General features: G+C 73.1%; 25 protein-coding genes. 11 read left to right on the top strand and 14 right to left on the bottom strand.

The window, feature by feature from the left end:
* The first annotated feature begins 146 nt into the window (after positions 1–146).
* Both ACQSSQ_RS05510 and ACQSSQ_RS05515 read left to right on the top strand, forming a co-directional pair.
* The gene (locus ACQSSQ_RS05510; protein ID WP_431326031.1) at positions 147–284 is read left to right on the top strand and encodes a hypothetical protein; all 138 of its coding nucleotides are present in this window, start codon (positions 147–149) and stop codon (positions 282–284) included.
* A gap of 95 nt (positions 285–379) precedes the next feature.
* On the top strand, positions 380–3,265 hold the full coding sequence (locus ACQSSQ_RS05515; RefSeq protein WP_431326032.1) for a helix-turn-helix transcriptional regulator: 2,886 nt from the start codon (positions 380–382) through the stop codon (positions 3,263–3,265).
* On the opposite strand, the gene ACQSSQ_RS05520 is transcribed toward ACQSSQ_RS05515, so the two are convergent.
* A complete protein-coding gene (locus tag ACQSSQ_RS05520) occupies positions 3,262–3,627 on the bottom strand; it encodes a hypothetical protein (protein WP_431326033.1) in 366 nt (121 codons plus the stop codon). The genes ACQSSQ_RS05515 and ACQSSQ_RS05520 overlap by 4 nt on opposite strands.
* Before the next feature lie 54 nt (positions 3,628–3,681).
* On the bottom strand, positions 3,682–4,176 hold the full coding sequence (locus ACQSSQ_RS05525) for a DNA polymerase ligase N-terminal domain-containing protein (RefSeq protein WP_431326034.1): 495 nt from the start codon (positions 4,174–4,176) through the stop codon (positions 3,682–3,684).
* 141 nt (positions 4,177–4,317) lie between these two features.
* Between ACQSSQ_RS05525 and ACQSSQ_RS05530 the strand changes: the two genes are divergently transcribed.
* Together ACQSSQ_RS05530 and gndA are read left to right on the top strand one after the other, a co-directional pair.
* Positions 4,318–4,518, top strand: coding sequence for a DUF3099 domain-containing protein (locus tag ACQSSQ_RS05530; protein ID WP_431326035.1), 201 nt, complete (start codon positions 4,318–4,320; stop codon positions 4,516–4,518).
* Positions 4,515–5,957, top strand: a complete 1,443-nt coding sequence (gene gndA, locus ACQSSQ_RS05535; RefSeq protein ID WP_431326036.1) for an NADP-dependent phosphogluconate dehydrogenase — start codon at positions 4,515–4,517, stop codon at positions 5,955–5,957. The genes ACQSSQ_RS05530 and gndA overlap by 4 nt, the downstream gene beginning before the upstream one ends.
* A gap of 4 nt (positions 5,958–5,961) precedes the next feature.
* On the opposite strand, the gene ACQSSQ_RS05540 is transcribed toward gndA, so the two are convergent.
* Entirely contained in the window at positions 5,962–8,109 is a 2,148-nt protein-coding gene (locus ACQSSQ_RS05540) for an amylo-alpha-1,6-glucosidase (RefSeq protein ID WP_431326037.1), read from the bottom strand.
* Positions 8,110–8,114: 5 nt separating this feature from the next.
* Positions 8,115–9,191, bottom strand: a complete 1,077-nt coding sequence (locus ACQSSQ_RS05545; protein ID WP_431326038.1) for a glycosyltransferase family 4 protein — start codon at positions 9,189–9,191, stop codon at positions 8,115–8,117.
* Positions 9,192–9,309: 118 nt separating this feature from the next.
* On the opposite strand from ACQSSQ_RS05545, the gene ACQSSQ_RS05550 reads away from it, so the two are divergent.
* A complete protein-coding gene (locus ACQSSQ_RS05550; RefSeq protein WP_431326039.1) occupies positions 9,310–9,774 on the top strand; it encodes a TrmO family methyltransferase domain-containing protein in 465 nt (154 codons plus the stop codon).
* Here ACQSSQ_RS05550 and ACQSSQ_RS05555 read toward each other — a convergent pair.
* The 4 genes from ACQSSQ_RS05555 to ACQSSQ_RS05570 are packed head-to-tail and all read right to left on the bottom strand — an operon-like array spanning position 9,689 to position 12,747.
* Positions 9,689–10,429, bottom strand: a complete 741-nt coding sequence (locus ACQSSQ_RS05555; RefSeq protein ID WP_431326040.1) for a pyridoxamine 5'-phosphate oxidase family protein — start codon at positions 10,427–10,429, stop codon at positions 9,689–9,691. The genes ACQSSQ_RS05550 and ACQSSQ_RS05555 overlap by 86 nt on opposite strands.
* A gap of 50 nt (positions 10,430–10,479) precedes the next feature.
* Positions 10,480–10,917, bottom strand: coding sequence for a CBS domain-containing protein (locus ACQSSQ_RS05560; protein WP_431326041.1), 438 nt, complete (start codon positions 10,915–10,917; stop codon positions 10,480–10,482).
* Between the two features lie 57 nt (positions 10,918–10,974).
* Positions 10,975–11,787, bottom strand: coding sequence for a hypothetical protein (locus ACQSSQ_RS05565; RefSeq protein ID WP_431326042.1), 813 nt, complete (start codon positions 11,785–11,787; stop codon positions 10,975–10,977).
* A 42-nt stretch (positions 11,788–11,829) separates the two neighbouring features.
* Positions 11,830–12,747: an inositol monophosphatase family protein gene (locus ACQSSQ_RS05570; protein WP_431326043.1), complete on the bottom strand. Its 918-nt coding sequence runs from the start codon at positions 12,745–12,747 to the stop codon at positions 11,830–11,832.
* A 56-nt stretch (positions 12,748–12,803) separates the two neighbouring features.
* Here ACQSSQ_RS05570 and ACQSSQ_RS05575 point away from each other — a divergent pair, with 56 nt between their 5' ends.
* Positions 12,804–13,301 (top strand): DUF2231 domain-containing protein, encoded by a 498-nt coding sequence (locus ACQSSQ_RS05575; RefSeq protein WP_431326044.1) that lies wholly within the window; start codon positions 12,804–12,806, stop codon positions 13,299–13,301.
* A 7-nt stretch (positions 13,302–13,308) separates the two neighbouring features.
* On the opposite strand, the gene rsgA is transcribed toward ACQSSQ_RS05575, so the two are convergent.
* From rsgA to ACQSSQ_RS05590, 3 genes are read right to left on the bottom strand one after another with little or no spacing between them, the layout of a single operon-like run.
* The gene (gene rsgA / locus ACQSSQ_RS05580) at positions 13,309–14,301 is read right to left on the bottom strand and encodes a ribosome small subunit-dependent GTPase A (protein ID WP_431326045.1); all 993 of its coding nucleotides are present in this window, start codon (positions 14,299–14,301) and stop codon (positions 13,309–13,311) included.
* Positions 14,298–15,569 (bottom strand): 3-phosphoshikimate 1-carboxyvinyltransferase, encoded by a 1,272-nt coding sequence (aroA, locus tag ACQSSQ_RS05585; protein WP_431326046.1) that lies wholly within the window; start codon positions 15,567–15,569, stop codon positions 14,298–14,300. The genes rsgA and aroA overlap by 4 nt, the downstream gene beginning before the upstream one ends.
* A 42-nt stretch (positions 15,570–15,611) precedes the next feature.
* Positions 15,612–16,289: a class I SAM-dependent methyltransferase gene (locus ACQSSQ_RS05590; RefSeq protein ID WP_431326047.1), complete on the bottom strand. Its 678-nt coding sequence runs from the start codon at positions 16,287–16,289 to the stop codon at positions 15,612–15,614.
* Positions 16,290–16,399: 110 nt separating this feature from the next.
* Between ACQSSQ_RS05590 and ACQSSQ_RS05595 the strand changes: the two genes are divergently transcribed.
* Entirely contained in the window at positions 16,400–17,149 is a 750-nt protein-coding gene (locus tag ACQSSQ_RS05595) for a hotdog family protein (RefSeq protein ID WP_431326048.1), read from the top strand.
* Between the two features lie 18 nt (positions 17,150–17,167).
* Positions 17,168–18,214: an alpha/beta fold hydrolase gene (locus ACQSSQ_RS05600; protein ID WP_431326049.1), complete on the top strand. Its 1,047-nt coding sequence runs from the start codon at positions 17,168–17,170 to the stop codon at positions 18,212–18,214.
* A gap of 15 nt (positions 18,215–18,229) precedes the next feature.
* On the opposite strand, the gene ACQSSQ_RS05605 is transcribed toward ACQSSQ_RS05600, so the two are convergent.
* Genes ACQSSQ_RS05605 through ACQSSQ_RS05615 form a run of 3 tightly spaced genes read right to left on the bottom strand, consistent with a single transcriptional unit; the run spans position 18,230 to position 22,285 of the window.
* Positions 18,230–18,757 carry a DoxX family protein gene (locus ACQSSQ_RS05605; protein WP_431326050.1) on the bottom strand — a complete coding sequence of 176 codons (528 nt, stop codon included), beginning with the start codon at positions 18,755–18,757 and terminating at the stop codon, positions 18,230–18,232.
* Between the two features lie 29 nt (positions 18,758–18,786).
* On the bottom strand, positions 18,787–20,025 hold the full coding sequence (locus ACQSSQ_RS05610) for an NAD(P)/FAD-dependent oxidoreductase (RefSeq protein ID WP_431326051.1): 1,239 nt from the start codon (positions 20,023–20,025) through the stop codon (positions 18,787–18,789).
* Between the two features lie 34 nt (positions 20,026–20,059).
* Positions 20,060–22,285, bottom strand: coding sequence for a sigma-70 family RNA polymerase sigma factor (locus ACQSSQ_RS05615; RefSeq protein WP_431326052.1), 2,226 nt, complete (start codon positions 22,283–22,285; stop codon positions 20,060–20,062).
* A 110-nt stretch (positions 22,286–22,395) separates the two neighbouring features.
* On the opposite strand from ACQSSQ_RS05615, the gene ACQSSQ_RS05620 reads away from it, so the two are divergent.
* The 3 genes from ACQSSQ_RS05620 (at position 22,396) to ACQSSQ_RS05630 (ending at position 24,693) form a co-directional block, all read left to right on the top strand.
* Positions 22,396–23,169: a hypothetical protein gene (locus ACQSSQ_RS05620; RefSeq protein WP_431326053.1), complete on the top strand. Its 774-nt coding sequence runs from the start codon at positions 22,396–22,398 to the stop codon at positions 23,167–23,169.
* 97 nt (positions 23,170–23,266) lie between these two features.
* Positions 23,267–24,055, top strand: coding sequence for an SOS response-associated peptidase (locus tag ACQSSQ_RS05625; protein ID WP_431326054.1), 789 nt, complete (start codon positions 23,267–23,269; stop codon positions 24,053–24,055).
* Entirely contained in the window at positions 24,055–24,693 is a 639-nt protein-coding gene (locus tag ACQSSQ_RS05630) for an alpha/beta hydrolase family protein (RefSeq protein ID WP_431326055.1), read from the top strand. The genes ACQSSQ_RS05625 and ACQSSQ_RS05630 overlap by 1 nt, the downstream gene beginning before the upstream one ends.
* Positions 24,694–24,777: the final 84 nt, after the last annotated feature.

Here is a 24,777-nt window from a genome sequence, read left to right on the forward strand (position 1 = left end):
GTAACCGAATATTGCGTACGCAACAACAAATGGCAAGAGGCTGCGATGAGGTAATGAGGCCGTCGACGGATCTGAGGTAGCCCGGCACGCCGAATAGGGAGGTCGTCCGATGGGTCGGCCTACCTCAGAGGACGAGCATCGTTGTCATGATCCTTCTGCCGGAGTACTTCGTGAGCACCGAGATCAACCGTCGGCTCGAGCACGCGCACGGGTCCGAGCGGCGTCGTACGGTCCGTCCGCGCCGTCGCCGCAACCGGTCCCGTTCCGAGCACCCGACGACGTGACGCCGCTCGGCCACGCGCCCGGGCCCCCGCGGTCCGCCGACGCGCGGCCCGGAAACCGTTCGAGTCCTGTCGGTGCGGTGCGGGATCATGGATCCATGCCCGCCGACTGGAGAACGACCGAGCCCCTCGTCGGACGCGAGGCGGAGCTCGAGCGGCTGCTGACCGCAGCCGGCGTCGCCGACCCGGAGGCCCGCGGGGGTGTCCTCCTCAGCGGCGACGCCGGCATCGGCAAGACGCGCCTCCTGCGCGAGCTGGCGACCCGCGCCGCTGCCGCGGGGCACCGCGTGCTCGCCGGCCACTGCCTCGACCTCGGCGACAGCGGCATCCCGTTCCAGCCGTTCGCCGAGGTGCTCGCCGCGCTCGACGACCCGACCTGCAAGGCGCTGTCCGACGCGATGCCTCCCCTCGGCCCGCTGATGTGGGGCGCCGCCGACGGTGCCGGCGTCGACCGCGGGGAGCTGTTCTCGTCCGTCGTCGCCGCGCTCGAGCTCCTGGCGGCCAGCCAGCCGGTGCTGCTGGTGGTCGAGGACGCCCACTGGGCCGACGCCTCGACGCGTCACCTCATCCGCTACGTGCTGTCGCAGCGCTACGACGGCGCCGTGCGGATCATCGTCTCCTACCGCAGCGACGACCTCCACCGCCGTCACCCGCTGCGCGCCGACGTGGCGGAGTGGAGCCGGCTGCCCGGCGTCCAGCGTCTCGACCTGGGCCCGCTGGACGACGAGGAGGTCCGCACGCTCGTGCGGGCGCGCTCCGCCGGCGCGATCGGCGCCACCGGCGTGGCCGCGATCGTCCGCCGGGCCGAGGGCAACGCGTTCATCGTCGAGGAGCTGCTCGACGTCGACGACAAGAACGGTCCCCTTCCTCCGACGCTCGCCGACCTCCTGCTCGTGCGGCTCGACCGCCTCGACGACGCCGGTCGCCACGTGGTGCGGGCGATCGCGTGCGCCGGCGGCGAGGTCAGCGACGAGCTGCTGTCCGCCGTCGTCGACCTCCCTGCGGCGACGATCGAGGACGGCGTCCGCGCCGCGCTGGACCACCGCATCCTGAGCCGGACCCGCCACGACGGCTACGCGTTCCGCCACGCCCTGCTCGCGGAGGTCGTCCGCGACGACCTCCTGCCTGCCGAGCGGCGACGGATCCACGCCGCGTACGTCGAGGCCCTGACCGGTCGCGGCGACCCCGCCGACGTCGCGCGGCACGCCTTCGAGGCCGGCATGGCTGAGACCGCCTTCACGGCGAGCGTCCGCGCCGCCGAGCAGGCGACCCGCGTCACCGGCCACGAGGAGGCCGCGCAGCACTACGAGCGCGCGCTGAGCGTCGCCTCGGCGGCGCCAGACGGCACCGACCTCATCGACCTGGTGATCGCCACGAGCGAGGCGCTGACGGCGTCCGGCTACGTGCGCCGCGCGTTCGGGGTGGTCGACGACTACCTCGACCGGACCGCTCAGGACTTGTCCGACGCCGACCACGGGAGACTGCTCGTGGCCTACGGCACCGCCGCGCTGATGGCCGATCGCCAGGTCGAGCCGGCCCAGGCGGTCGAGCGCGCGTTCGCGCTGGTGCCCGAGCAGCCGACCGCGCTCCGTGCCTCGCTGGAGGCGCTCGCGGCCATCGTCGCCGCCAACGAGCGCGACAACGAGGAGGCGATCCGCTGGGCGACCCAGGCGATCACGCTCGGTCAGCGGCTCGGCCTCAGCCGCGTCGTGGCCGACGCCCGTGCGACCAAGGCGCGCGTCCGCGCCCGGATCGGCGACGACCCGGAGGGCGACGAGCGGCGCTTCCGCGAGGTGGCGGAGTCCGCACACGCCACCGGCAACATCGTCTCCGAGCTGCGGGCCCGTCACCACCTGGCGTTCCACCACCACGACCGGGGTGAGCTCGACGTCGCCGAGCGCGAGTTCCTCTCGACCATGCGCGCCGCGGCGAAGGCCGGCCGCCAGTGGGCCCCGTACGGCTTCGACGGCCGGTTCTTCGCCTCCGTCACCGCCTACCTCCGGGGACGGTGGGACCTCGTCGTCGAGCTGGGCGACGTCGCGGCGCTGCGCCCGCCCAAGGTTCACGCGGCGTGCCTCGAGGCCGTGGGGCTGCTCGTGTCGGCCGGCCGCGGCGAGACGGCCGCGCTCGCGACCGCGGGGCGGCTGCGCGACCACTTCTGGAAGAAGGACATCGCGCTCGCGATCCACAGCGGCACGGCGGCGATCGACCTGGCGCCCGACGTGGCCTCGGCCGAGACGTGGCACGACGACCTCGTGAGCACCCTGGCCTCGGACTGGGCGGGCGAGTTCATCCCCGCGCGGCTGCGCATGGGCGGGCTGCTCGTCGGGCGGTACGCCGACGCGGCGCCGCACGCGTCCACCGCGGAGCGTCACGAGTGGGTGGAGAGCGCCCAGCAGCTGCGGCACGCGGGCGACCGGGCCATCGTGGAGCGCGGCCCGTTCGGTCCGGAGGGGCGCGCCTGGAGCCTGCGCCTCGACGCGGAGATCCTCCGGCTCCGGTGGAGTGCCGGCGAGGACGTCGGGCTCGACCCGATGCTCGCCGCGTGGCGCGAGACGACCGAGATCTTCGCCGAGCTCGGGCACGTCTACGAGGAGGCCCGCTCCGCTGCGCGCCTTGCCGCGGTGCTGCACGCCGCCGGCGACGTCGCCGGCGCCAAGCAGGTGGCCAGCGCCGCGTACGAGAAGGCGACGACGCTGCGGGCCGAGCCCCTCATGAACGAGCTCGAGCAGCTCGCCGGCGCGACGACGCGCGCCTCCGCGCCGGCCGCTCCCGACGCCGTCGTCGCGGGGGAGAAGCCGCTGACCGCGCGCGAGCGCGAGGTGCTCGACCACCTCGTCGAGGGCCGGACCAACGGTGAGATCGCCTCGCTGCTGTTCATCAGCACCAAGACGGTGTCGGTGCACGTCTCCAACATCCTCGCCAAGCTCGGCGCGTCGACGCGCACGGAGGCGGCGGCGATCGCGCGGCGCCAGCAGGTCTAGCGGCTCGGCTTCAGCCCGGTGGTTGCGTCGAGCCGCTGCAGCAGGTCGTGGGCTGCGAGCTCCACGTCCTTGTGCCTCCACTCGCTGGCGCGGTACACGCAGGCGATGAGACCGCTGCGGTGCAGCCGCCGGAAGTCGCCGTAGACGAACGCGTAGCGGCCCTTCGTCTCGTCCGACGCCCCGACCGTGAGCCCGAGGAACCACTCCGCGTAGTCCTCCCACGGATGCTTCTCCCGGTACGCGTTCTCGTCCGCGGCCTTCGGCTGCACCTCGCCCCAGTCGCTGTCGAGGACGTACTGCTTCGCGTCGATCAGGGCGCGCGCCTTCGCGACGCCGGCCGGGTTCACCTCGTAGCTCGCCATCGCCTCATCGTCCGACGGGCGACCGGGCCGCGCACCCGGGGCTGGTACGGGTGCTCACCCGCGCCACGCGCGCTCCAGGTCGTCGTTCGTGAGTCCGCTCAGGACGGACGCGAGGTCCTCCTCGGCCGGTTCGGCACCCGTGTGAGAGCCGCGTCCGCGCATCTTCACGAGGATCCACTGCTCCTTCGGGCCAGCCGGGCCGGTGCGGGTCAGCGCGTACGGCCCTTCCAGCTTGTCGCCGTGGAGGTCGACGACGAGGTGCCCGGCGGCGAGTGCGGCCCCGGTGTCGTGGGGCTCGCCGGGCCGCGGCGGGCGCCGTTCGAACGTCCCGCGGTCCCACACGACGACGCTGCCGACCTTCCCGCCCCCGCGCCCGTAGGCACCCTCGTACGAGGCGTGGGCGAGGTCGTGGTCGTCAGTCCGCACGGCGAGCCGTTTCTGCGCGGGGTCGGGCGACGGGCCTTTGGGGACCGCCCAGGAGACGAGGACACCGTCGATCTCGAGGCGGAGGTCGAAGTGGAGGGCGCGTGCGTTGTGCCGCTGGCACACATAGACAGGGTGCCGTTGGCACACGTAGACAGGGTGCCGCTGTCCCGGGACGACGGGGCCTGAATGCGCTGCCACCTCGGCACCGTAGCCCGCCCCCGTCACTCTCTGCGCGCCGACGGCACCCGGGCATAGGCTCGGGTGGTGGAAGGCCGCAAGCGCCGGTACCTGCTGCTCATGGGGGCATGCCTGGTGCTCGCGGCGACCTCCTGGATCGTGGGGAGCCAGGTCTCCGTCCCTGCCGGCATCGTCCTCGGCGTGGTCGCCGCGGCGCTCCCGCCGGTCGCGGTGACCGTGGCCAACCTCGGCTGGGAGGACCGGACGCACGACGAGGAGGACACATGACGCAGGCCCGCATCGGAGTCACCGGACTGGCCGTGATGGGCCGCAACCTCGCGCGCAACCTCGCGCGCCACGGTTATCCCGTCGCCCTGCACAACCGCACGTACTCCCGGACCCAGAGCCTGGTCGAGGAGCACGGCGACGAGGGCACCTTCGTGCCGTCGGAGTCGATGCAGGACTTCGTGCAGTCGATCGAGCGGCCCCGTCCGATCATCGTCATGGTCAAGGCGGGCGAGCCGACGGACGCCGTGATCGAGGAGCTGGCCGCGATCCTCGACGAGGGCGACATCGTCATCGACTGCGGCAACGCCCACTTCGCCGACACGCGGCGCCGCGAGGCCGCGCTGCGCGAGAAGGGCCTGCACTTCGTCGGCGCGGGCGTGTCCGGTGGCGAGGAGGGCGCGCTCCTCGGTCCGAGCATCATGCCGGGTGGGTCCGCGGAGTCGTACGAGACGCTCGGCCCGATGTTCGAGGCGATCGCCGCCCAGGTCGACGGCACGCCGTGCTGCACCCACGTCGGGCCGGACGGCGCCGGACACTTCGTCAAGATGGTCCACAACGGCATCGAGTACGCCGACATGCAGCTGATCGCGGAGGCGTACGACCTGCTGCGCCACGGTCTCGGCGCGGAGCCGGCGCGCATCGCCGAGATCTTCGCGGACTGGAACGCCGGCGACCTCGAGTCGTACCTCATCGAGATCACCGCGGACGTGCTCGGGCACACCGACGCCGAGACCGGGCAGGCCTTCGTCGACGTCGTGCTCGACCAGGCGGAGCAGAAGGGCACCGGGCGCTGGACGGTCCAGACCGCGCTCGACCTCGGGGTGCCGGTGACGGGGATCGCCGAGGCGACCTTCGCGCGCTCGGTGTCGGGCCACGCCGAGCAGCGTGAGCCGGCCCGCGCGGCCTACCCCGACGCGCACGCCGACACGGCCTGGCGACCCGACGACGCCGACGCGTTCGTGGAGGACGTCCGGCGCGCGCTGTACGCGTCGAAGGTCGTCGCCTACGCGCAGGGGTTCGACGAGATCCAGGCCGGCAGCAAGGAGTACGAGTGGGGCGTCGACCCCGGCGCGATGGCGACGATCTGGCGCGGCGGCTGCATCATCCGCGCCCGCTTCCTCGACCGCATCCGGGAGGCGTACGACGCCGACCCCGACCTGCCCACGCTCCTGGTCGCGCCCTACTTCGTCGAGGCGGTCCAGGCGGGCCTCGAGTCCTGGCGGCGCGTCGTCGCGATCGCGGCCCGCACCGGCATCCCGGCACCCGCGTTCGCCTCGTCGCTCGCATACTTCGACGCGCTGCGCGCCGAGCGGCTCCCGGCGGCGCTGATCCAGGGCCTGCGCGACGACTTCGGTGCCCACACCTACCGACGGGTCGACAAGCCCGGCACCTTCCACACGCTCTGGGCGGGGGACCGCAGCGAGGAGAAGCAGGGGTGACGCGTCAGGGGGCCGCCGCGGGCCACGGTTCCCGGTGCACGTCCACCCCGGCGGGGAGGCCGTCGAGCGCGCAGCTCTCGTCGCCGTCGATGGTGAGGGTCGTACGGGCGTCGCCGAGCCCGACCCCCTGGACGCGCAGCGGCCGGTAGGCCGCGGGCAGCACCGGGTCGACCCACAGCTCGCCCCGGGGGAGCCACGGGTCGAAGCGGAGCAGGCTCCGGACGATCTGCACCGGTGCCGCCGCGGCCCATGCCTGAGGGGAGCAGGACGTCGGGTACGGCACCGGGTCCTCGTACTCGTCGCGGTCGAACCCGCAGAACAGCTCCGGCAGCCGGCCGCCGAAGCGCTCGGCCGCGGTCAGCATTCCCTCGGCCAGGCGCGTGGCCTCGTCGACGAAGCCGTAGCGCATGAGGCCGGCGGCGACGAGCGCGTTGTCGTGCGGCCAGACCGACCCGTTGTGGTAGCTCACCGGGTCGTACGCACCCATCGCGCTGCTCAGCGTCCGCACGCCCCACCCGGTGAACATCTCCGGCGACATGAGGTGCTCCGCGACGGCCGGGGCGAGCTCGTCGTCGACGATGCCGCTCCACAGGCAGTGGCCCATGTTGGACGCGCACGCGTCGACCGGTTCCTTGTCCCGGTCCAGGGCCAGAGCGAACCAGCCCCGCTCCGGCAGCCAGAAGCGCTCGTTGAACGCCCGCTTGAGCGTCGCGGCGCGCTCCCGCCACCGTTCGGCGGTCTCTGGGTCTCCTGCGTCGGCAGCGAGGTGCGCACGGCTGACGAACGCCTGGTAGGCGTAGCCCTGCACCTCGCACAGCGCGATCGCCGGTTCGGCCGGCCGTCCGTCGGCGAACGTCACGCCGTCCCACGAGTCCTTCCAGCCCTGGTTCCGGAGTCCTCGGTCCGTCGCCCGCTCGTACTCGACGAACCCGTCGCCGTCGCGGTCGCCGTGCCGGTCGATCCACTCCAGCGCCCGGTCGGCCGCGGGCAGCAGCGCCTGCACCTCCTCCGGGCTGGCGCCCCAGCGCGCCACCTCGCCGAGGACCACCACGAAGAGCGGTGTCGCGTCGACGGTGCCGTAGTACGTGCTGCCGCCGCCGAGCGCGAGACTCGCCTCGGTGCCGAGCCGGACCTCGTGCAAGATCTTCCCGGGCTCCTCCTCCGTCACCGGGACCGTCCGACGGCCCTGGTGCCGGGCCAGCTTCCGCAGGGTCCCGAGCGCCAGGCTGCGGTCGACCGGCAGCGCCATGTACGCGGTCAGCAGCGAGTCACGACCGAAGAGGGCCATGAACCACGGCGCTCCGGCGGCGACAGCGGCCTCGGACGGCTCGCCCCGTTCGAAGATCCGCAGCGCGCCGAGGTCCTCCTGGCTGCGATGCAGCACCCGCTGCAGGCCGACGTGACCCGTCGTGGCGATGGGGGTGGTCGACTGCCAGCGCTGGAGCCGGACCGCCGGCAACGACTCGCTCACCGCTCGATCGAACGGGAACGACGTCTCCACGTCCTCGCCCTCGACGACGGGATGCACCAGGAGCGACGCCGTCCACTCGCCCCGGGCGGGGACGACGGCCTCGTACGTCAGGGTCCCCGCGCCGCCTGCTGCCGACGTCCTGGACGTGACTGAGGCGCCGGGAGCGTCCACCACGGCGGCGCGGTCGGCACCGGCGCCTCGGTGGACGAGGACGAGCCGGGCGTCGCCGGCCTCGGAGCGGTGCTCACCGCCGCCGTCGACGCGGCCGTCCTTCACGTCGAAGAGGTCCGCGAAGTCGGCGGCCGCCTCGATCACCACGGTGCACGCGACGGTCTCCGGCGCGGGGTTCTGGATCGTGACGGTCTCGCGGATGCCGTTGGCGACATGGCGCTCGCGGTGGACCAGGACATTGGTGTCGGTGCGCCCCCGACGCGGGAGGCGTGCGACGAACCGCCCCCGGTAGGGCTCGGGCGTCAGCGCCGCCAGGGGCTGCGGCCGCTCGCCGTCGATCGTGAGCTCCCACCGCGAGAGGATCCGCATGTCCCGGAAGAACAGTCCCGTCGGGCCGGGTCCGCCGAGGTCCCCGGTGACGCTGGAGATGCAGAACGACGAGCCCTCGAGCAGTGTGACAGAGCCGTCCACGCCACCGGCAGGTTCGTTCCCGGATGCCCAGGCGTTCATCGATGTCACCTCGCTCCCGTCGATGTGGTCACGGACGCTCCGCCTTCCGGGTCTGCTCCCTCCTTCTCCGCCAGGACCGACTCGTACACCCGGAGGTGGTCCTCGACCATCCGCGCGGTGTCGAAGCGACGCTCGGCGGCGCTGCGGCAGGCTCCACGGTCGAGGTCGGCGGCGGCGACGAGCGCACGGGCCAGCGCCTCGTGGTCGGCGTCGACGTACCCGGTCACGCCGTCCTCGACGATCTCCGGGACCGAGCCGCAGGGGGTGGCGACCACCGGCGTGCCGGTCGCGAGCGCCTCGATCATCACGAGCCCGAACGGCTCGGACCAGCCGAGCGGGTTCAGCAGCGCGACAGCGCCTCCGAGGAGTGCGATCTTGTCGTCCCAGCCGGCCTCTCCGACATACTCCACGCCGGACCCGAGAAGGGGCTCGACCTCTGCCTTGAAGTACTCCTTCTCGGCGGGCTCGCGCATCTTCGCTGCCATGCGCAGCGGGATGCCGGCCGCGCGAGCGATCTGCGCCGCCTCGCGGGGACCCTTGTCCGGGGTCATCCGGCCCAGGAAGCACGCGTAACCCCCGTCCCCCCGGCCCACCGGCACCTGGGCGACGTCGATGCCGTGATGGATGACAGCACGGATCGGCACGCCGTCGGACCTGCTGGCCTGGTCGTGGGAGATCGCGATCACCGGGACGCCCTCCATGGCGCGGTAGAGCGGGAGCATCTCGCCGTCGAACGGCCCGTGCGCGGTCGTCACGATGGGGGCACCTCCGGTCGGCGGGTGGCAGAGCGGACCGGCGACGGTGTGGTCGTGGATCAGGTCGACGTCCTCCATGGCTGCATACGCCGTGAGGACGTGGCGCAGCTCGCTGTTCAGATCGCCGTTCTCCGGCGCCGCTCCGGTGCCGTCGTCGGTGCCCGGGACGGTGGTAACGGGGACCGTGCTGTCCGGAGCGGCGGCGAGCACGACGTGGTGTCCCGCGGCGTCGAGACCGCGGGCGAGTCGATCGACGACCGCCTCGATCCCGCCGTAGGCTTCTGGCGGGACCGGGATTCCCGGCGGGGCGACGAGACCGATGCGCATGTTCCCTTCCTCTCCATGGTTGGGACCCGCTCGGTGCGGGGACACCGTGTCCCGTACCCAGCCCCACGAGAAGCCATTCGGGATCGAGGTGGCGGGATCCGTCGACGGGAGGAGCAGGGTGACGACGTACGCGATGACGCCGGTCGGTGTCGTGCATGGTCCGGACACGGATCCCGACCCAGAGGAGGGGTGGGGCGAGGTGGACAGCGTGATCGAGGTGGACCTGCGTTTCGGCGAGACGCCGTTCGCCGGGCTCGACGGGTTCACCCACGTCGAGGTCGTGTTCGTCTTCGACGACGTCGAAGAGCGCGACGACTACTCCGAGCCGCAGCGTCCGCTCGGTCGTGACGACATGCCCGCGGTCGGGATCTTCGTCGATCGCGGACCCGTACGACCGAACCGGCTCGGCCACTCGGCGTGCGCGGTGGTCGCGGTCGAGGGACGGCGGCTCACCGTCCGCGGCCTCGACGCCGTCGACGGCACACCGGTGCTCGACATCAAGCCGGCGATGCCGGCGTTCCTGCCCGACCACGTCCGGCAGCCGGAGTGGGCGGCGCGCCTGATGGAGTCGTACTTCGACTGACCCCGGCGGTGCTCAGCGCGCCCAGCCGCTGCACGGAGGCCGGGGCCGCGATCCCGTCGCGCAGGTCGGGTGCCGGCAGCGGCTCGCCGGCGGTCTCGCGCAGCGGCACCACGCCCGCCCACGCGGGTCCGTCGACGTCGTCGGGCTCGTCGTCGGGCCAGCCGTCGGACACCTTGAGCGACCAGCGCTCGATCGGCAGGGCGAGCACCAGCGTGGCGGCGAGCTCGCGGCGGGTCGACGGCCGCACCTCCGCCGTACGCCCCGGGATCAGGGCGTCGGTCAGCCGGTCCAGCGCGGCGACCTGGCCGTCGGCGGGTACCCGCTCCGCCGCGCCGAAGAGCATCGCGCTGCGGTAGTGCAGCGACGACTCGAACGCCGAGCGCGCCACGACGACGCCGTCCAGGGCCGTGACCGCGACCGAGATCGGGGCGCCCTCGGCCACCCGCCGCATCCACGGCGACCCGGTGGACCCGTGGATCAGCAGGACGTCTCCGTCGCGTGCGAACGCGGTCGGGAACACCACCGGGGCGCCGTCGATGACGACCCCGACATGACACACGCGCGAGGAGTCGAGGAGCTGGTCGAGCGCCTCCCGCTCGTGCCGCTGCTTCTCGGCGAGACGGGTGACGTGGGTGCTCGGGTCGGAGGGACGCATGCGCCGCATCCTAGGGACGAGCCACGCGGGAGCCCCACCCGGAGGGTCCGTCAGCGTGCGGAGGCGACGTACTGGTTGAGCTGGTCGCGCTCGAACTGCAGCTGCTGCATCCGGTACTTCACGGCGTCACCGATCGACAGGAGTGCGACGAGCTGCTCCTCCTCGTCGAGCACCGGCACGTGCCGGATGCGCTCGTTGGTCATGATCTCGAGCATCGCCGTGATCGGGTCCTCGGGCGTGCAGGTGTGGACGTCGGTGGTCATGATCGACGACACGCGCTGCGACGTCGGGTCCTCGATGCCTCGGAGCTTGCGCACCACGTCGCGCTCGGAGACGATCCCGAGCACGTGGCTGCCGTCCTCGCTGACCACCAGCGCGCCGATGTTGCGCTCGCCGAGCTCGTCGAGCAGGTCGGAGATCGACGCGTCAGGCGTGATCGTGAAGACCTCGGTGCTTCCCTTGGACGTGATGACGTCGCTGACCTTCATCGCAAACCCCCGGTCACGTGGACGATTGGGGTCAACCTAGCGTGATCCGGGCCACGCTCACCAGCCCTGCGGAGGCCCCTGCTGGCCGTAGGAGCCGCTCGGTCGGCCGTACGCGTCGTACCCGCCGTAGCCGCTGCCGCCGGTCGGACCGGTGCCGTACGGGGTGTCCCACTCCGAGCGCGACCGCGAGAACCACTGGTTGGCGCCGCCGGTGAAGAGCAGCACGACGACCGCGATACCGGCGGCGATCCACACCACCGAGATGAGCGACAGGATCATCACCAGACCGACGACGATGGTGACGCCGGACATGACGACGAGGGTGATGCGCGCCCAGTTGAGGCGGCGCAGCACGAGGATCGCGAGCGCGACCGCGACCAGCGAGAGGACGATGAACACGACGACCGTCGCGTAGACGGCGCCACGGTTGTCCTCGATCGCGGTGACGTCGCCCGGCGAGAGGTCGAAGTCGCCCGGGTTCTTGCGCATCTCCTCGATCATCCAGTCCATCGCCACGCCGACCAGGACCCAGCCGAGCGCGGTGAGCGCGGAGGTGACGATCGTGACCCAGGCCGCGATCGTCACGGTGGTGGGGCGCGAGTCAGGGTCGTGGGGGATCGGATAGCTCGACTGCGGCAGGCCCTGCGCGTAGGGGTCGTACGGCGAGGGCTGGCCGTACGCCGGCTGGCCGTAGGGCGGCTGCTGCCCGTACGCGGGCTGGCCGTAGGGCGGCTGCTGCCCGTACGACGGCGGCTGCTGCCCGTAGGGCGAGGGCTGGCCGTAGGGAGGCTGCTGGCCGTACGCCGGCTGCGAACCGGTCCCGGAGGGGCGGCCCGGCTCGGACGGAGGCGGTGGCGTCGGCGTGGACATGGCGCAGATCCTACCGACGCGGCAGGTCGTGGGACCGCGGGATCAGGAGTCCGAGCGACGGTGCGACGCGAGGTCCGTGACGTTGGTCGGCGCGGGAGCCTTCTCCGGCTGCTCGGAGTGCTCCTCGGCGTCCTCGCGCTCGTCGTACGGAGCGTCGTCCGGGAAGTAGCCCAGGTAGGCCATCGCGGCGTCGTGCAGGAGCCCGTTGGTGGCCAGCGCATTGCCGTGCCAGGGGCCCGGCTGGCCGTTGAGCGCGGTGAACGTGCCGCCCGCCTCGCGGACGATCGGGTCGAGCGCGGCCATGTCCCACAGGGCGAGCTCGGGCTCGGCGGCGATGTCCACCGCGCCCTCGGCGAGCAGCATGTAGGACCAGAAGTCGCCGTAGCCGCGGGTGCGCCAGCAGCGCCGGGTCAGGGCGAGGAAGCTCTCGAGCTTGCCGATCTCCTCCCAGCCGCCGAGCGACGCGTACGACAGCGAGGCGTCGTCGATCCGGTCGACCTTCGAGACCTGGAGGCGCGTCGCCGACATCAGCGACTTGCCGGTGTAGGCGCCGCCGCCCTTCGACGCCCACCAGCGCCGGCCGAGCGCGGGCGCCGAGACGCACGACGCGACCACCTCGTCCTCGACCGCGAGCGCGATCAGCGTCGCCCACACGGGTACGCCACGCACGTAGTTGGAGGTGCCGTCGATCGGGTCGATGATCCAGCGGCGCGTGGCGTCCTCGACGGTGCCGACGACCTCGCCGGCCTCCTCGCCGAGCACGATGTCGCGCGTGCGGGAGGTGCGCAGCGTACGCCGGATCGCCTGCTCGACAGCCTGGTCGGCCTCGGTGACCCACGTCGTGTCCGGCTTGGTCGAGACCACGAGGTCGGCGGCTCGGAACTTCTCCATCGCGATCGCGTCGGCGTTGTCGGCGAGCACGTGGCAGAGCCGGAGATCGTCGTGGTGGGAGTGCGCCATGGCCCCACAGTAGAGGTTCGGCCCCCTACGATGGAGAGGGTCCAGAGGAGGGACCCATGTTCGACTTCATCGACGGAGTTCCGCTGCACCCGCTGTTCCTGCACGCTCCGATCGTGCTGATCCCCGTCACGGCGCTCCTGACCCTGGCGTTCCTCGTGCCCCGCTGGCGGTGGGCGCTGCGCTGGCCGCTCGCCGTCCTGGCCGTGCTCGCGGCCGGCGGGACGTACGCGACCGTGAAGTCGGGCGAGGAGCTGAAGGCCAACCTCGAGCTCGGCGGCGAGATCGCTGCCGCGATCGACGTCCACCAGACGTGGGGCGACCGGCTGCTGTACGCGTCGATCGTGCTCGCCGTGCTGGCCGTGATCGCCGCGATCGTCGCCACCCGCACGGCCGGCACCGCCTCGACGGTGGTCGCGGTGCTCCTCGCGATCTCCGGCGTCACCGCAGCCTGGATCACCTACGAGACCGGCGACCGCGGCTCGCGAGCCGTCTGGTGCGCGACCGGCCTCGCGGCGGGCGAGACCGACTCGCTCGAGGAGTGCCTCCGGACCTGACCGGGCGTCAGTCGCCGCCCTCGCGGGAGGCCAGCAGGCGGCGGAAGGAGTCGACGCGGGCGGCGTCGAGGCGTCCCTCGGCCACCGCCTCGTCGAGCGCGCACTCGGGGTCGTCGGCCGTGTGCTGGCATCCCCGTGGGCACTCCTCGGCGACGTCGGCGAGGTCCGGGAACGCCGCGAGCAGGCGCTCGACCGACACGTGGGCGAGGCCGAAGCTGCGGATCCCCGGTGTGTCCACGATCCAGCCCCCGAACGGGAGCGGGAGCACCCGCGTCGACGTGGACGTGTGCCGCCCCCGCCGGCTGACGGCGTTCACGTCCCCGGTGGCGAGCGCCGCGTCAGGGACGAGCGCGTTGACGAGGGTGGACTTGCCGACGCCGGAGTGCCCGACGAGCACGCTCGTACGCCCTCGCAGCCGCTCGCGGACCATCTCGAGGTCGCCGCCGCGCTCGGTCACGACCACGTCCACCTCGAGCGGGAGCAGGGTCTCGACCAGCGGGGCCGGGTCGCCGATGTCCGCCTTCGTGAGGCACACCAGCGGAGTCATGCCCGCGTCGTACGCCGCGACGAGGCAGCGGTCGATGAGCCGGGGACGCGGCGGCGGGTCGGCGAGCGCGGCCACGACGACCATCTGGTCGGCGTTCGCGACGATGACGCGCTCGATCGGGTCGTTGTCGTCTGCGGTGCGTCGCAGGACGGTCGTGCGGTCCTCGACCTCGACGATGCGGGCCAGCGTGTCCAGCGCGCCCGAGGTGTCACCGACGACCCGGACGCGGTCGCCGACCACCACCGCCTTGCGGCCGAGCGGGCGGGACTTCATCGCGGTCACCGTGCGCTCGTCGTCGCCGACCAGCAGGGCGTAGCGACCGCGGTCGACCCCGACGACCCAACCGGTCTCGGCGTCGTCGTAGCTCGGGCGCTCCTTGGTCCGCGGTCGGGTGCGCCGACGGGGACGGTCGAACTGCTCGTGCGGCCGGTCCTCGTCGTAGCGCTGCGTCACGACGCGAACCGCTCCCAGTCCTGCTCGAACCCGGGATAGGTCTTCGCGGTCGTGGCGACGTCGTGGACGCGGACGTCCTTGACCGCCAGCCCGAGCACGGCGGCGGCGTGCGCCATCCGGTGGTCGGCGTAGGTCTCGAGCGCGGCGCCGTGCAGCGGCCGCGGGTGGATCGTGAGTCCGTCGGGCTGCTCGTCGACCTCACCGCCCATCCGCGTGATCTCGGCGGTGAGGGCGGCGAGCCGGTCGGTCTCGTGCCCTCGGAGGTGGGCGATGCCGGTGAGCGTCGACGGCTCGGCGGCCAGGGACGCGACCGCGGCGACCACCGGCGTGAGCTCGCCCTCGTCGCGGAGGTCCAGCGTGACGCCCTTCAGGGTCTCGGGCGCGGTCACGACGAGGTCGCCACCGTCGAAGGCGACCTCAGCCCCGAACGCCTCCGCGATGGCCCGCCAGCGGTCGCCGGCCTGATCGGTCTCGCGCGGCCAGTGCCGCACGCGGACCCGGCCGCCGGTCACCAGCGCCCCGGCGACGAACGCGCCGGCGTTGGACAGGTCCGGCTCGATCGCGGCGTCGTACGCGGCGACGGGACCGGGCGCGACCACCCAGCGGTCCGCCGTGGTGTCGACCCTGACGCCCCGGCGCCGGAGCTCGGTGAGCGTCATCTCGACGTGCGGGGCGGACGGGACGGGCGGTCCGTCGTGGCGGATGTCGATCCCCGCGTCGAAGCGCGCGCCGACCAGCAGCAGCGCGGAGAGGAACTGGCTCGACGCCGACGCGTCGATCGTGATCGGACCGCCCGCGACGTGACCGGTCCCGGCGACGGTGAAGGGCATCGTGCCGCGACCGTCGTCGTCGATGCGGACGCCGAGCGCGCGCAGGCTGCTGATCGTCGTCGCCATCGGCCGCTCGCGGGCCCGAGGATCGCCGTCGAAGGTGACCGCGCCGTCGACCAGCGCGGCGACCGGCGGCACGAAGCGCATGACGGTGCCCGCCAGACCCACGTCGACCGTGACCGCGTCGCGCGCGGACCGCGACAGCGGCTCGACGGTCCAGGCGTCGTCCCCGCCCGTGATAGACGCTCCGAGGGACCGCAGCGCGTCGGCCATCAGCGTGGTGTCGCGCGAGACGAGCGGGCGCGCCAGACGTGACGGGCCGTCCGCGAGCGCCGACAGGATCAGCGCACGGTTGGTCTGCGACTTCGATCCCGGGAGCGACACGGTCGCGTCGACGGGATCAGGGCGGAACGGGGCGGCCCACAGCGGTGACGTCATCGCAGCCGAGCCTATCCGACCGGCGCGGCGAGGACGGTCGCGTCAGGGCGTCCGCCCAGGCCGTACGGCGGTGCCCACGACGAGCGGGACGATGGTCGGGAGCCACGTCGGCATCCGCAGGTGGCTGATCGACGCGACCTCCAGCGGCGACGCGTGCAGGTGCTCCTCGAAGCGGCGGTTGGCCCGGCAGCCATCGGCCAGACGTCGCTGGAGCGGGGTGACGAGGTCCTGGAGCGCTCCCCGCAGCGGGCCGCCGCGGACGTGCTCGTGGAACAGGAAGCGTCCTCCCGGGCGGAGCACCCGGTGGACCTCTGCCAGCGCGCGAGCGGGGTCGTCGACCGAGCAGAAGAGGAGGGACGCCGTCACCACGTCGAAGCTGGCGTCCGGGAACGCGAGGTCGTGCGCGTCCCCGTCCCTCACCTCGGCCGGGAGCGCCAGGCCGGCGAGCCGGTGCCGCAGCTGTTCTCGGAACGCCGGGTTCGGTTCGACGAGCACGAGGTCGTCGACCGTCGCGGGATAGTGGTCCAGCGAGAACCCGTTGCCGGCCCCGATCTCCAGCACGCGCCCGCTCGCGACGGCGAGCTGGTCGTGCCGGATCCGGGACTGGCCTGCGCGCTCGACCCGCTCCATCATCGACGGGTACCAGCCGGCGAACTGACGCTGGCTGCGGGTTGCGGTGGCGGTCGTGCTGGCGGTGGTTCGTGCCGTCGTGGTGGTCATGAGGCGATCCTCGGGGAGCGGCAGCGGCCGCCGCATGGCCGTTTGCGGCCATCTGCAGATGGCCCGAACCGGTGATGCCGACGACGGGGCGCCCGCGGTTCGGTGGTTCCATGACCATGCACGCTGCGTCCCAGACACGGTTGGACCCACGCGAGAACGGCCCCCGGGGCCACTCCAACGGAGGGTTCGCCTGCGGAACTTTCGCCGGCCTCGTCGGCGGTACGGCGGAGGTGCGGCTGCTCGCCAAGGTGCCGCTGGGCGTCGATCTCGCCGTCGACGTCGAAGGACCCACGGCGAAGGTCGGTCGTCACGACCGCGTCCTCGCGACCGTCCGCGCGACGGAGCCGTTCGTCTCCGCGCCGCCGGTCGTCCCCACGTTCGACGAGGCGGCGGCCGCCCGGCTGAACCACCCGTTCCGCGCCGTGACGCATCCGCTGTCGACCTGCGTGGTGTGCGGACCGAGGAGGAGCGACGGTCTCGCCGTCACGCCAGGACCTCTCGACAGCGACGCCGACGTGCTCGCGACGCCCTTCGTCCCCACCGAGGCGTTCGCGCCCGAGGGACAGGTGCGGGACGAGGTCCTGTGGGGAGCACTCGACTGCCCGAGCTACCCGGCGGCGGCGATGCGCAGCGGGGCCTTCTGCCTGCTGGGAAGCCTCGAGGCCCACGTACGGCGCCGGGTCGACGTCGGCGAGCGGCTGGTCGTGGTCGGGTGGACCCGAGAGGCAGGAAACCGTGCGACGCGCACCGCATCGGCGATGATCGACGAGACGGGCGACGTCGTGGCCTCGGCGCGGGCCGTGTGGGTCGCCGTCCGCCACCAGCGGGTCGCACGCGCCGTCGCCCGCCTGCGTGCCTGAGGGCGAGAGGGGACGAGGATGCTCGGCATCGAGGACCAGGTGGTCCGGACGACGACGGTCGCCGGCGACACGGTCGCGTACGCCGTCGTCGGCCACGGGCCCCCGGTCGTCGTCGGCGGTTGGTGGTGCAGCCACCTGTCGTTGAACTGGCGGGACCCGCTGTTCCGGGAGTACCTCTCGCGGCTCGCCGCCCGGCACTCGATCATCCGCTACGACCGGCCGGGGACCGGCGCGTCGCCTCCCGACGGCGCGATCCCGCTGACGCTCGACGCCGAGGTCGAGGTGATGACGGGGATCGCGGACGCGCTGAGCCTCGAGCGCTTCGCCGTCGTCGGCGCCTCGTCCGGCGGCGCTACCGCGGTGGCCTTCGCGGCGAGCCGGCCGAAGGAGGTGACGCGGCTCGTCCTGTACGGCGCGTTCGCACGCGGCGAGGACCTCGCTCCCGAGGCGGCACGTACCGCGATGGTCGACGTCATCGGCGCGCACTGGGGTCTGGGATCGCGCCTGCTCGCCGACGTCTTCGTCCCTGGCGCGTCGAACGAGGAGCGCGAGGCGTTCGCGGCGTTCCAGCGCGCGTCGGCCACCCGGGAGCAGGCAGCCGCCTCGCTCGCCGCGACCTACGAGCTCGACGTCACCGAGGCCCTGGCCGAGCTGCGTCTGCCCACCACCGTGATCCACCGCCGCGAGGACCGAGCCGTTCCCTTCGCTCTTGGCGCCGACGTCGCGCGCCGGATCAGGGGCGCGAGGTTCGTGGCGCTGGACGGGGTCGACCACTTCCCGTGGCGAGGGGACTCCTCAGCGGTCGCCGACGCCACCTTGCGCGGTCTGGGCCACCGCGTGGAGGTGAAGCCCGACCCGCCCGGGCCGGAGTCGGTCACCCGACGGGAGCGCGAGATCCTCGAGCTGGTCTCGGCCGGGCTCACCGACACCGAGATCGCCGAACGGCTCGTGATCAGCGTCCACACGGTGCACCGCCACATCGCCAACGCCCGCACGAAGCTCGGGGTCCGCTCCCGCGCCGCGGCAGCCGTCACGATGGCGCAGGTCAAGCAGCCACGACCGTGACGTCGCCGCCGGGACTCAGACCGGCAGCGCCTTCTTCACGTGCACCGCGGTGTCGTGGATCGACTCCTGCACGGACCCGGTCGCCTCGACGACCTTGTCCTTCGCGCGCCGGGCCAGGATCTTCTTGTGCGGGTCCGGGTCCAGCGTCGACATCAGCAGGCCGCCGATCATCGACAGGTTCTTGGTGAAGTGGATCTTCTGGTTCGCCGCCGACTGGGGGTCGTTCTCCTGCCAGAACGGGTGCCCGGCGACCGTCGTGGGCACCATCGTCCCGGCGAGCACCAGGGCGGACAGCCGCGGGAAGCGGCCGAGCGCCAGCGCCGTCCCGAAGCCGACGTGCAGAGCCCCGTTGAGGCGGACCATCGTGACGGGGTCGGTCGGGACCGGCGCACCCGGCGCGACCGACTCGACGAACCCGGCGATCCTGTCCGTCACGGGCTTGACGCGTTCGGCCATCATCGGGGCGTTGCGCAGGGCGTTCACCCCGCCGTAGACGAACATCGAGGCGAGCATCGGGCGGGCGACGTTGCGCAGCATGGTCATGCTCTCTTCCTACCCCGTCACGCCGCCGCCTACACATCACCGAGGTCGGAGAGCGCGACCTCGGGGTCGGCGAGACGCGCGGGATCGACACGTCGACCCACCAGCGCCTCGAGCGGCTCGACGCCGTCGTCCCACATGTTCACGTGCATGGCCGCCTGGACGACCCCGTCGCGCAGCCAGAACGCCTGGAACTCCAGCGGCCCCTCGACGTCGGTGCTGCCGCGTACGACCACCTCGGTCGCGGAGACGTCCTCCACGTGCCCGACGTACTCCATCCCCAGGTCGTACTGGTCGGTGAAGAAGAACGGCAGCTTGTCGAACGTGACGTCCTGACCGAGCATCGACCGTGCCGCCACCGGGCCGGAGTCGTTGGCCATCGCCCAGTGCTCCACGCGGACCCGTCTGCCGAGGCGCGGGTTGTCGACGGCGGCGATGTCGCCCGCCGCCCACACCGCGCTGTCGGAGGTGCGCAGGCCGGCGTCGGTGTCGATGCCGTTGCCGCCCTCCAGCCCCGCGGCGAGGCCCCAGTCGCTCTGCGGGGCGGCACCGATCCCGACGACCACGGCGCCGGCAGGCAGCTCGTCGCCGTCGCTGGTCACCACCGACGTCACGGACCCGTCCGAGCCGCGGATCTCCGCGACGCCGCTGCCGAGGCGCAGGTCCACGCCGTGCTTGCGGTGCAGTGCCGCGAACACCTCCGCGACGCGGTCGCCGAGGACCCGCTGCAGGGGCAGGTCGGCGGTCTCGAGGACCGTGACCGGCACGCCGTGGCTGCGCGCGGCGGCGGCGACCTCGAGCCCGATCCACCCGGCACCGATCACGACCAGCGGACCGCCGCCGTCGATCGCCTCCTTGATCCGCTCCGCCTCGGGCATGTCGCGCAGGTAGAGGACGCCGTCGAGGTCGGCCCCGGGTATGTCGATCCGGCGCGGCCAGGAGCCCGTGGCGAGCAGCAGCTTGTCGTACGCCAGGGTGCCGCCGTCCTCGAGCTCCAGGAGGCGGTCGGCGAGGCGGACGCCGGTGACCATCGTCTCCGTCCGCAGGTCGATGTCCTTCTCTCGCCACCAGTCGGCGTCGTGGAGGTACGCCGCGGTCTCCGGCTCCGACCCGAGCAGGTAGCCCTTCGACAGGACCGGCCGCTCGTACGGTGGTCGGTCCTCCACCGTGACCAGCACGACCGCGCCGTCGAACCCCTCCTCGCGGAGCGTCGCCGCCGCGCTCCCGCCGGCCAGTCCGCCGCCCACCACCACGTACGTCTCGTCGCTCATGACGGCGACCGTACGCCGGGCGCGGTGGGCCGCGCTACCGGACGGACGCGACGATCTCGTCCAGCAGGGCGCTGAAGCGCTGGTTGCGGTCGAGCTGCGGGTTGGTGATGCGAGGGACGGTGAAGAGCGGGCCGCCGAGGCTCGCGGTGGTCGCGTCGAGGACCTGCCCCGGACGTGCCCTGTTGGCGACCTGCTGCGCGGAGGTCGCCGACGGGTCGAAGCCCCACTCCTGCCGGGTGCCGCCGGTGCACGGTGCGGTGCCTACGGTCGACACCAGGGGAGTGGATGCCGAGGTCAGGCAGCTCCCGGCGGTCGGACCGGTCAGCGCGCGCAGGGTCCACCAGCCGGAGTCCTTCCCGCCGTCCCAGACGCGCCAGACGGTCGCCGAGCCGCAGTCGTCGCTGAGGCGCGTCGACGCGGTGCCCACCCGTCGGCCGGCGTCGACGCAGCGCGTCCCGAAGCCGATCGGGCGGACCGAGAGGCGCGTCGTGGTGGGGAGTCGGATCGGGCCCAGCGTCGCGGCGTCCGAGGCGCCGCCGCGGTTGACCGCGACCACCTCGTACAGGACGCGGCCTCCGTTCGGCGCCGAGCTGTCGACGAAGGACGTACCGGTCAGCGGATCTGGACCGGACACGAGCTCTCCGACGACCGCGGCGGACACGGCGAACCGTCCAGCGGCCACGCCGGTGCTCGCACTGCGGTAGACCTGGTAGCCGTCGGCGCCGGCAACCGCGGACCATCGCAGCGTGACGCCCTCGGGGTCGTCGCTGAGGGCGAGACCGCCCGGGGTGGCCGGGCGTACGGGCGTGGGCTCGGTGGGGGTCGGTTCGGTCGGCGTGGGTTCAGTCGGGGTCGGTTCGGTCGGCGTGGGTTCGGTGGGCGTGGGTTCCGTCGGTGTCGGTGTCGGTCCGGTCGGTGTCGGTCCGGTCGGTTGAGGCTCGGTGGGCTCGGTCTCCTCCGGCGTGCGGGGGTCGGTCGTGCCTGGATCGTCGGTGCCCGGCTCGTCCGTACCTGGCTCGTCGGTCCCGGGCTCGTCCGTGCCCGGCTCGTCGGCCCCCGGCTCGTCCGCGACGGGCAGGTCCGGGGGGAACGACGGCAGACCCGGGGGGATCAGCCCGGGCAGGCTGGACGGGACCACGGGCGTGGGCGCGGACGCGTCGGGCTGGACCCGCGGGTCGGGGCCGCCCTCGGGCGCCGACTGCGACGGACCGGGCAGCGACGGCTCGGGACCGCCGGTCGTCTCGTCCGAGGTCGGGCTGCTCGGCATCCCGAGCGTGATGAACAGGAGCGTGCCGGTGACCGCAGCGCCCACGACGCCGAGCGTCACGCCCGCTGCGGCGACGCCGTGCGCCGGGGCTGCGGTGACCCAGTCGCGGGCGCGTCCCGCGGCCGTCCCCGCCCAGCTCGAGCTCCCGCCGGAGCCGGTCGCCGCCGTCGCACCGGTCGATCCCGCGGTCCCCGCCGCGGCGTGCGCGCGGACGTCGGCGACGTACCCGAGTCCGACCGCGCCCAGGAGCACCGGCGCCAGCAGTCCGCGGAGGCCGGAGTTGACCTCGACCAGCTCGAGGTAGACGGCGGTGCACCGCGCGCAGCCGTCGAGGTGCTCGCGGACCTTGGTGGTCTCGCGCTTGCCGAGCCCCTGGCGCACGTACGCGCCGAGGTGCTCGGTGGTCCACCGGCACTCCTCGTCGGCGGTGTCGGCGAGGTGGACCTGCAGGTACGACTGGCGCAGCCCCTCGCGCGCGCGGTACGCGAGCGCGGAGACGCCGTTGGCCGTCATGCCGAGCATGGGAGCGATGTCGGCGGGCTTGGCGCCCTCGACGTCGAGGTGCCAGAGCACGAGCTGCCACCGCTCGGGGAGGGCCGCGAAGGCCTGCGCCGCAGCGGAGCTCTCGAAGGCGGCGACCGCGGTGTCGTCGAACTCGACACCCCCGTCGTACCGCTCGAGGTCGTCCGACGGCTGGACCCGCTTCTCGGCCCGCACGCGGTCGATGTGGAGCCGTCGGATCGCGGTGAGGAGGTACGCGCGGAAGGCCACGTCGGGTCCCGAGCCGGCGCGCAGCTGGTCGAGGACGCGGATGAAGGCCTCGGACACGAGGTCGTCGGCGTCGCCGCCACGGACCAGCTGCCGCGCCATGCGCTGGGCGGCGTCGCGGTGACGCTCGAACAGCACGCCGTACGCGTCGTTGTCACCCGCGCGGACGGCCGAGATGAGCTCGGCGTCGCTGGGCAGCGTCGGATCGGCGGTGGGATCTGTCATGGCGCCTCCCACGGTAGGCGAGATCGCAGGCCCAGAGACAGTTCACGGGAAAAACGAAAAAAACTTCGTGAAGTCGCGTCATGGACCGCGGGGACCGGCGTCTCTCTCGCATGAAGCACGAGGACACGAGGTACGGAGCGGCCACCACGGCCGGTCGGCAGACGCCTTTCCCGCACCACACCGCCGCTGCCGCGGAGTCGTTGTTCCTCGTCCCGACGCGTCATCTGGACGCGCTCCGGGACGTGCTTCGTGGTGGTGAGGACCCGGAAGGGGTTGCGGTCGAGCTCGGGGCGGCCGCAGCCACGGAAGGGATCGGGTGGAGCGAGCTGTTGCGCGACGTCGAGGACGTGAGTCGCAGCGTCTCGGGCTCGCTCCCACCGTACGAGATGGTCCGCGCGATGAGCATCGCGTGGACCGAGACCGCCATGCAGGACGCCTACGCGGCCTCCTGCGAGGACCCGCTCACGGGACTGACGTCGGCGACGCACCTGCGGACCCGGCTCGACGATGCGTACCGCCTCGCCGAGCGCAACGGTGCCAGCGCGTCCGACACGTGGGCGTTCGTCGTCGTCGAGATCACCTCGAGCGGCGGCCCGGAGATCGGGCTTCTCCGGTCGCTCTCGATGATCGTCGTGTCGGAGCTCTTGCGGGCCTGCTTCGACGGCGACGAGACCATCGCGCGCCTGGGGGAGCGGCGCGCGGTGGCCCTGGTGCGCCGCGCCGACGCCACGCGTGGCTACAGCGCGCTCCGGGGACTCCTGGAGTCCTCGCCCGACGTCCCGCAGACGCGGGTCTGGGTCGAGGGCGTGCCGGCGACCAGCGAGGCGGCGTCCCGCCTGCTGGGCGAGCTCGGGCGCGGCGACTCCGCGGGCGAGCTCGGCTGATCGGCCCGGTGTCCGCTCGCTCTCGGGACGGGCGGACACCGGGGCGGCAGTGCGTACGGCGTGGGACGCCGTCAGCGGTCTGTGGAACGCTGGCCTCATGTGCGGTCGCTACGCCACCACGCGGTCCCCGTCGGATCTCAGCGCCGAGTTCGAGGCCGAGCCGGCCGAGGACCTGCCCGAGCTGCGCCCCGACTACAACGTTGCTCCGACCAAGGTGGTGCCGCTGATCCTCGAGCGGCACTCGCGTGAGGACCCCGACGTCAAGCACCGCCTGGTCAAGGGCGTGACGTGGGGCCTGGTCCCGAGCTGGGCCAAGGACCGGGCGATCGGCAACCGGCTCATCAACGCCCGGTCCGAGACGCTCGGCGAGAAGCCGTCGTTCCGGTCGGCGTTCGCGAAGCGCCGGGCCCTGGTCCCCGCGGACGGCTTCTACGAGTGGTACACGACCGAGAAGCTCAACGCGAAGGGCAAGCCCGTCAAGCAGCCCTTCTTCATCCACGCTCCCGACGGCAAGCCGCTCGCGATGGCGGGTCTGTACGAGATCTGGCGCGACAAGGCGCTCCCGGAGGACGACGACTCGGCGTGGCTGTGGACGTTCACGATCATCACGACGACCGCCACCGACGACGTCGGCCGGATCCACGACCGCGCCCCGATGCTGGTGCCGCGCGACAAGTGGGCGACCTGGCTCGACCCCGACACCGACGACAAGGACGCCCTCGGCCGCCTGCTCGTGCCGGCCGCGCCGGGCGCCCTCCAGGCCTACCCGGTCTCGACGTCGGTCAACAACGTCCGCAACAACGGTCCCGAGCTCATGGAGCCGATCGCGCTCGAGGGCGAGCCGACGGGTGAGGACGGCGCGCAGCCGACGCTCGGGGACCTGTGATGACGACGCTCGCCGAGGCCACGTACGAGACTCCGTACGGGCCGGGGAGGCTGGTGTCGCGGCGCTCCGACCGGCCCTGGGCCACGCTCGTCCTCACCCACGGCGCCGGCGGCGGCATCGAGAGCCACGACCTCGAGGTGCTCACGCGCGGCCTGCCCCGGCTCGGCGTCGGTGTGGTCCGGGTCGAGATGCCGTGGCGGACGGCAGGCCGGCGCATCGCTCCCGCGCCTCCGGTGCTCGACGCCTCGTTCACCGCGCTGGTCGACCACCTGCGTCCTCGCGTGCCGCTGTTCGTCGGCGGCCGCAGCGCAGGCGCGCGGGTGGCGTGCCGGCGCGGTCGGGCGCTCGGCGCCGTCGGCGTGGTCGCGCTCGCCTTCCCGCTGCACCCGCCCGGCAAGCCGGACAAGACGCGCGTGGACGAGCTGCTGGGGGCGGGCGTGCCCACGTTGGTGGTGCAGGGGGAGCGGGACCCGTTCGGGACCCCTCCCGAGTTCCCCGTGAGCACCTCGATGGTGGTGCTGCCGGGCGCCGACCACGCGCTCAAGGTCGGCAAGCGGGCGGTCCCGGACCAGGCGGCGGTGGACGCGATGCTCGTCGACGGCGTCCACACCTTCCTCCGCCGCCGGGTCGGACGCTGATCCACGCGCGGGGAATGAGCACCGCGGCGCCCGCGTTGAATCCGGACAGCGCCGCACGACCGCGGCGGACGACCCGACCGGAGG

The sequence above is a fragment of the Mumia spirodelae genome (genome assembly GCF_050632745.1).
Taxonomy (GTDB): Bacteria; Actinomycetota; Actinomycetes; order Propionibacteriales; family Nocardioidaceae; genus Mumia.

Bases quoted from the DNA above. Each gene is read 5' to 3' on its own strand.
- ACQSSQ_RS05515 (WP_431326032.1), top strand. From the start codon at position 380: ATGCCCGCCGACTGGAGAACGACCGAGCCCCTCGTCGGACGCGAGGCG.
- ACQSSQ_RS05630 (WP_431326055.1), top strand. From the start codon at position 24,055: ATGACGACGCTCGCCGAGGCCACGTACGAGACTCCGTACGGGCCGGGG.
- ACQSSQ_RS05625 (WP_431326054.1), top strand. From the start codon at position 23,267: ATGTGCGGTCGCTACGCCACCACGCGGTCCCCGTCGGATCTCAGCGCC.
- ACQSSQ_RS05600 (WP_431326049.1), top strand. From the start codon at position 17,168: ATGCTCGGCATCGAGGACCAGGTGGTCCGGACGACGACGGTCGCCGGC.
- aroA (WP_431326046.1), bottom strand. From the start codon at position 15,569: ATGACGTCACCGCTGTGGGCCGCCCCGTTCCGCCCTGATCCCGTCGAC.
- ACQSSQ_RS05570 (WP_431326043.1), bottom strand. From the start codon at position 12,747: ATGGCGCACTCCCACCACGACGATCTCCGGCTCTGCCACGTGCTCGCC.
- ACQSSQ_RS05615 (WP_431326052.1), bottom strand. From the start codon at position 22,285: ATGACAGATCCCACCGCCGATCCGACGCTGCCCAGCGACGCCGAGCTC.
- ACQSSQ_RS05590 (WP_431326047.1), bottom strand. From the start codon at position 16,289: ATGACCACCACGACGGCACGAACCACCGCCAGCACGACCGCCACCGCA.
- ACQSSQ_RS05545 (WP_431326038.1), bottom strand. From the start codon at position 9,191: ATGCGCATCGGTCTCGTCGCCCCGCCGGGAATCCCGGTCCCGCCAGAA.
- ACQSSQ_RS05565 (WP_431326042.1), bottom strand. From the start codon at position 11,787: ATGTCCACGCCGACGCCACCGCCTCCGTCCGAGCCGGGCCGCCCCTCC.
- ACQSSQ_RS05540 (WP_431326037.1), bottom strand. From the start codon at position 8,109: ATGAACGCCTGGGCATCCGGGAACGAACCTGCCGGTGGCGTGGACGGC.
- ACQSSQ_RS05605 (WP_431326050.1), bottom strand. From the start codon at position 18,757: ATGACCATGCTGCGCAACGTCGCCCGCCCGATGCTCGCCTCGATGTTC.
- ACQSSQ_RS05555 (WP_431326040.1), bottom strand. From the start codon at position 10,429: ATGCGTCCCTCCGACCCGAGCACCCACGTCACCCGTCTCGCCGAGAAG.
- ACQSSQ_RS05575 (WP_431326044.1), top strand. From the start codon at position 12,804: ATGTTCGACTTCATCGACGGAGTTCCGCTGCACCCGCTGTTCCTGCAC.
- ACQSSQ_RS05520 (WP_431326033.1), bottom strand. From the start codon at position 3,627: ATGGCGAGCTACGAGGTGAACCCGGCCGGCGTCGCGAAGGCGCGCGCC.
- gndA (WP_431326036.1), top strand. From the start codon at position 4,515: ATGACGCAGGCCCGCATCGGAGTCACCGGACTGGCCGTGATGGGCCGC.
- ACQSSQ_RS05620 (WP_431326053.1), top strand. From the start codon at position 22,396: ATGAAGCACGAGGACACGAGGTACGGAGCGGCCACCACGGCCGGTCGG.
- ACQSSQ_RS05610 (WP_431326051.1), bottom strand. From the start codon at position 20,025: ATGAGCGACGAGACGTACGTGGTGGTGGGCGGCGGACTGGCCGGCGGG.
- ACQSSQ_RS05560 (WP_431326041.1), bottom strand. From the start codon at position 10,917: ATGAAGGTCAGCGACGTCATCACGTCCAAGGGAAGCACCGAGGTCTTC.
- ACQSSQ_RS05510 (WP_431326031.1), top strand. From the start codon at position 147: ATGATCCTTCTGCCGGAGTACTTCGTGAGCACCGAGATCAACCGTCGG.
- ACQSSQ_RS05595 (WP_431326048.1), top strand. From the start codon at position 16,400: ATGACCATGCACGCTGCGTCCCAGACACGGTTGGACCCACGCGAGAAC.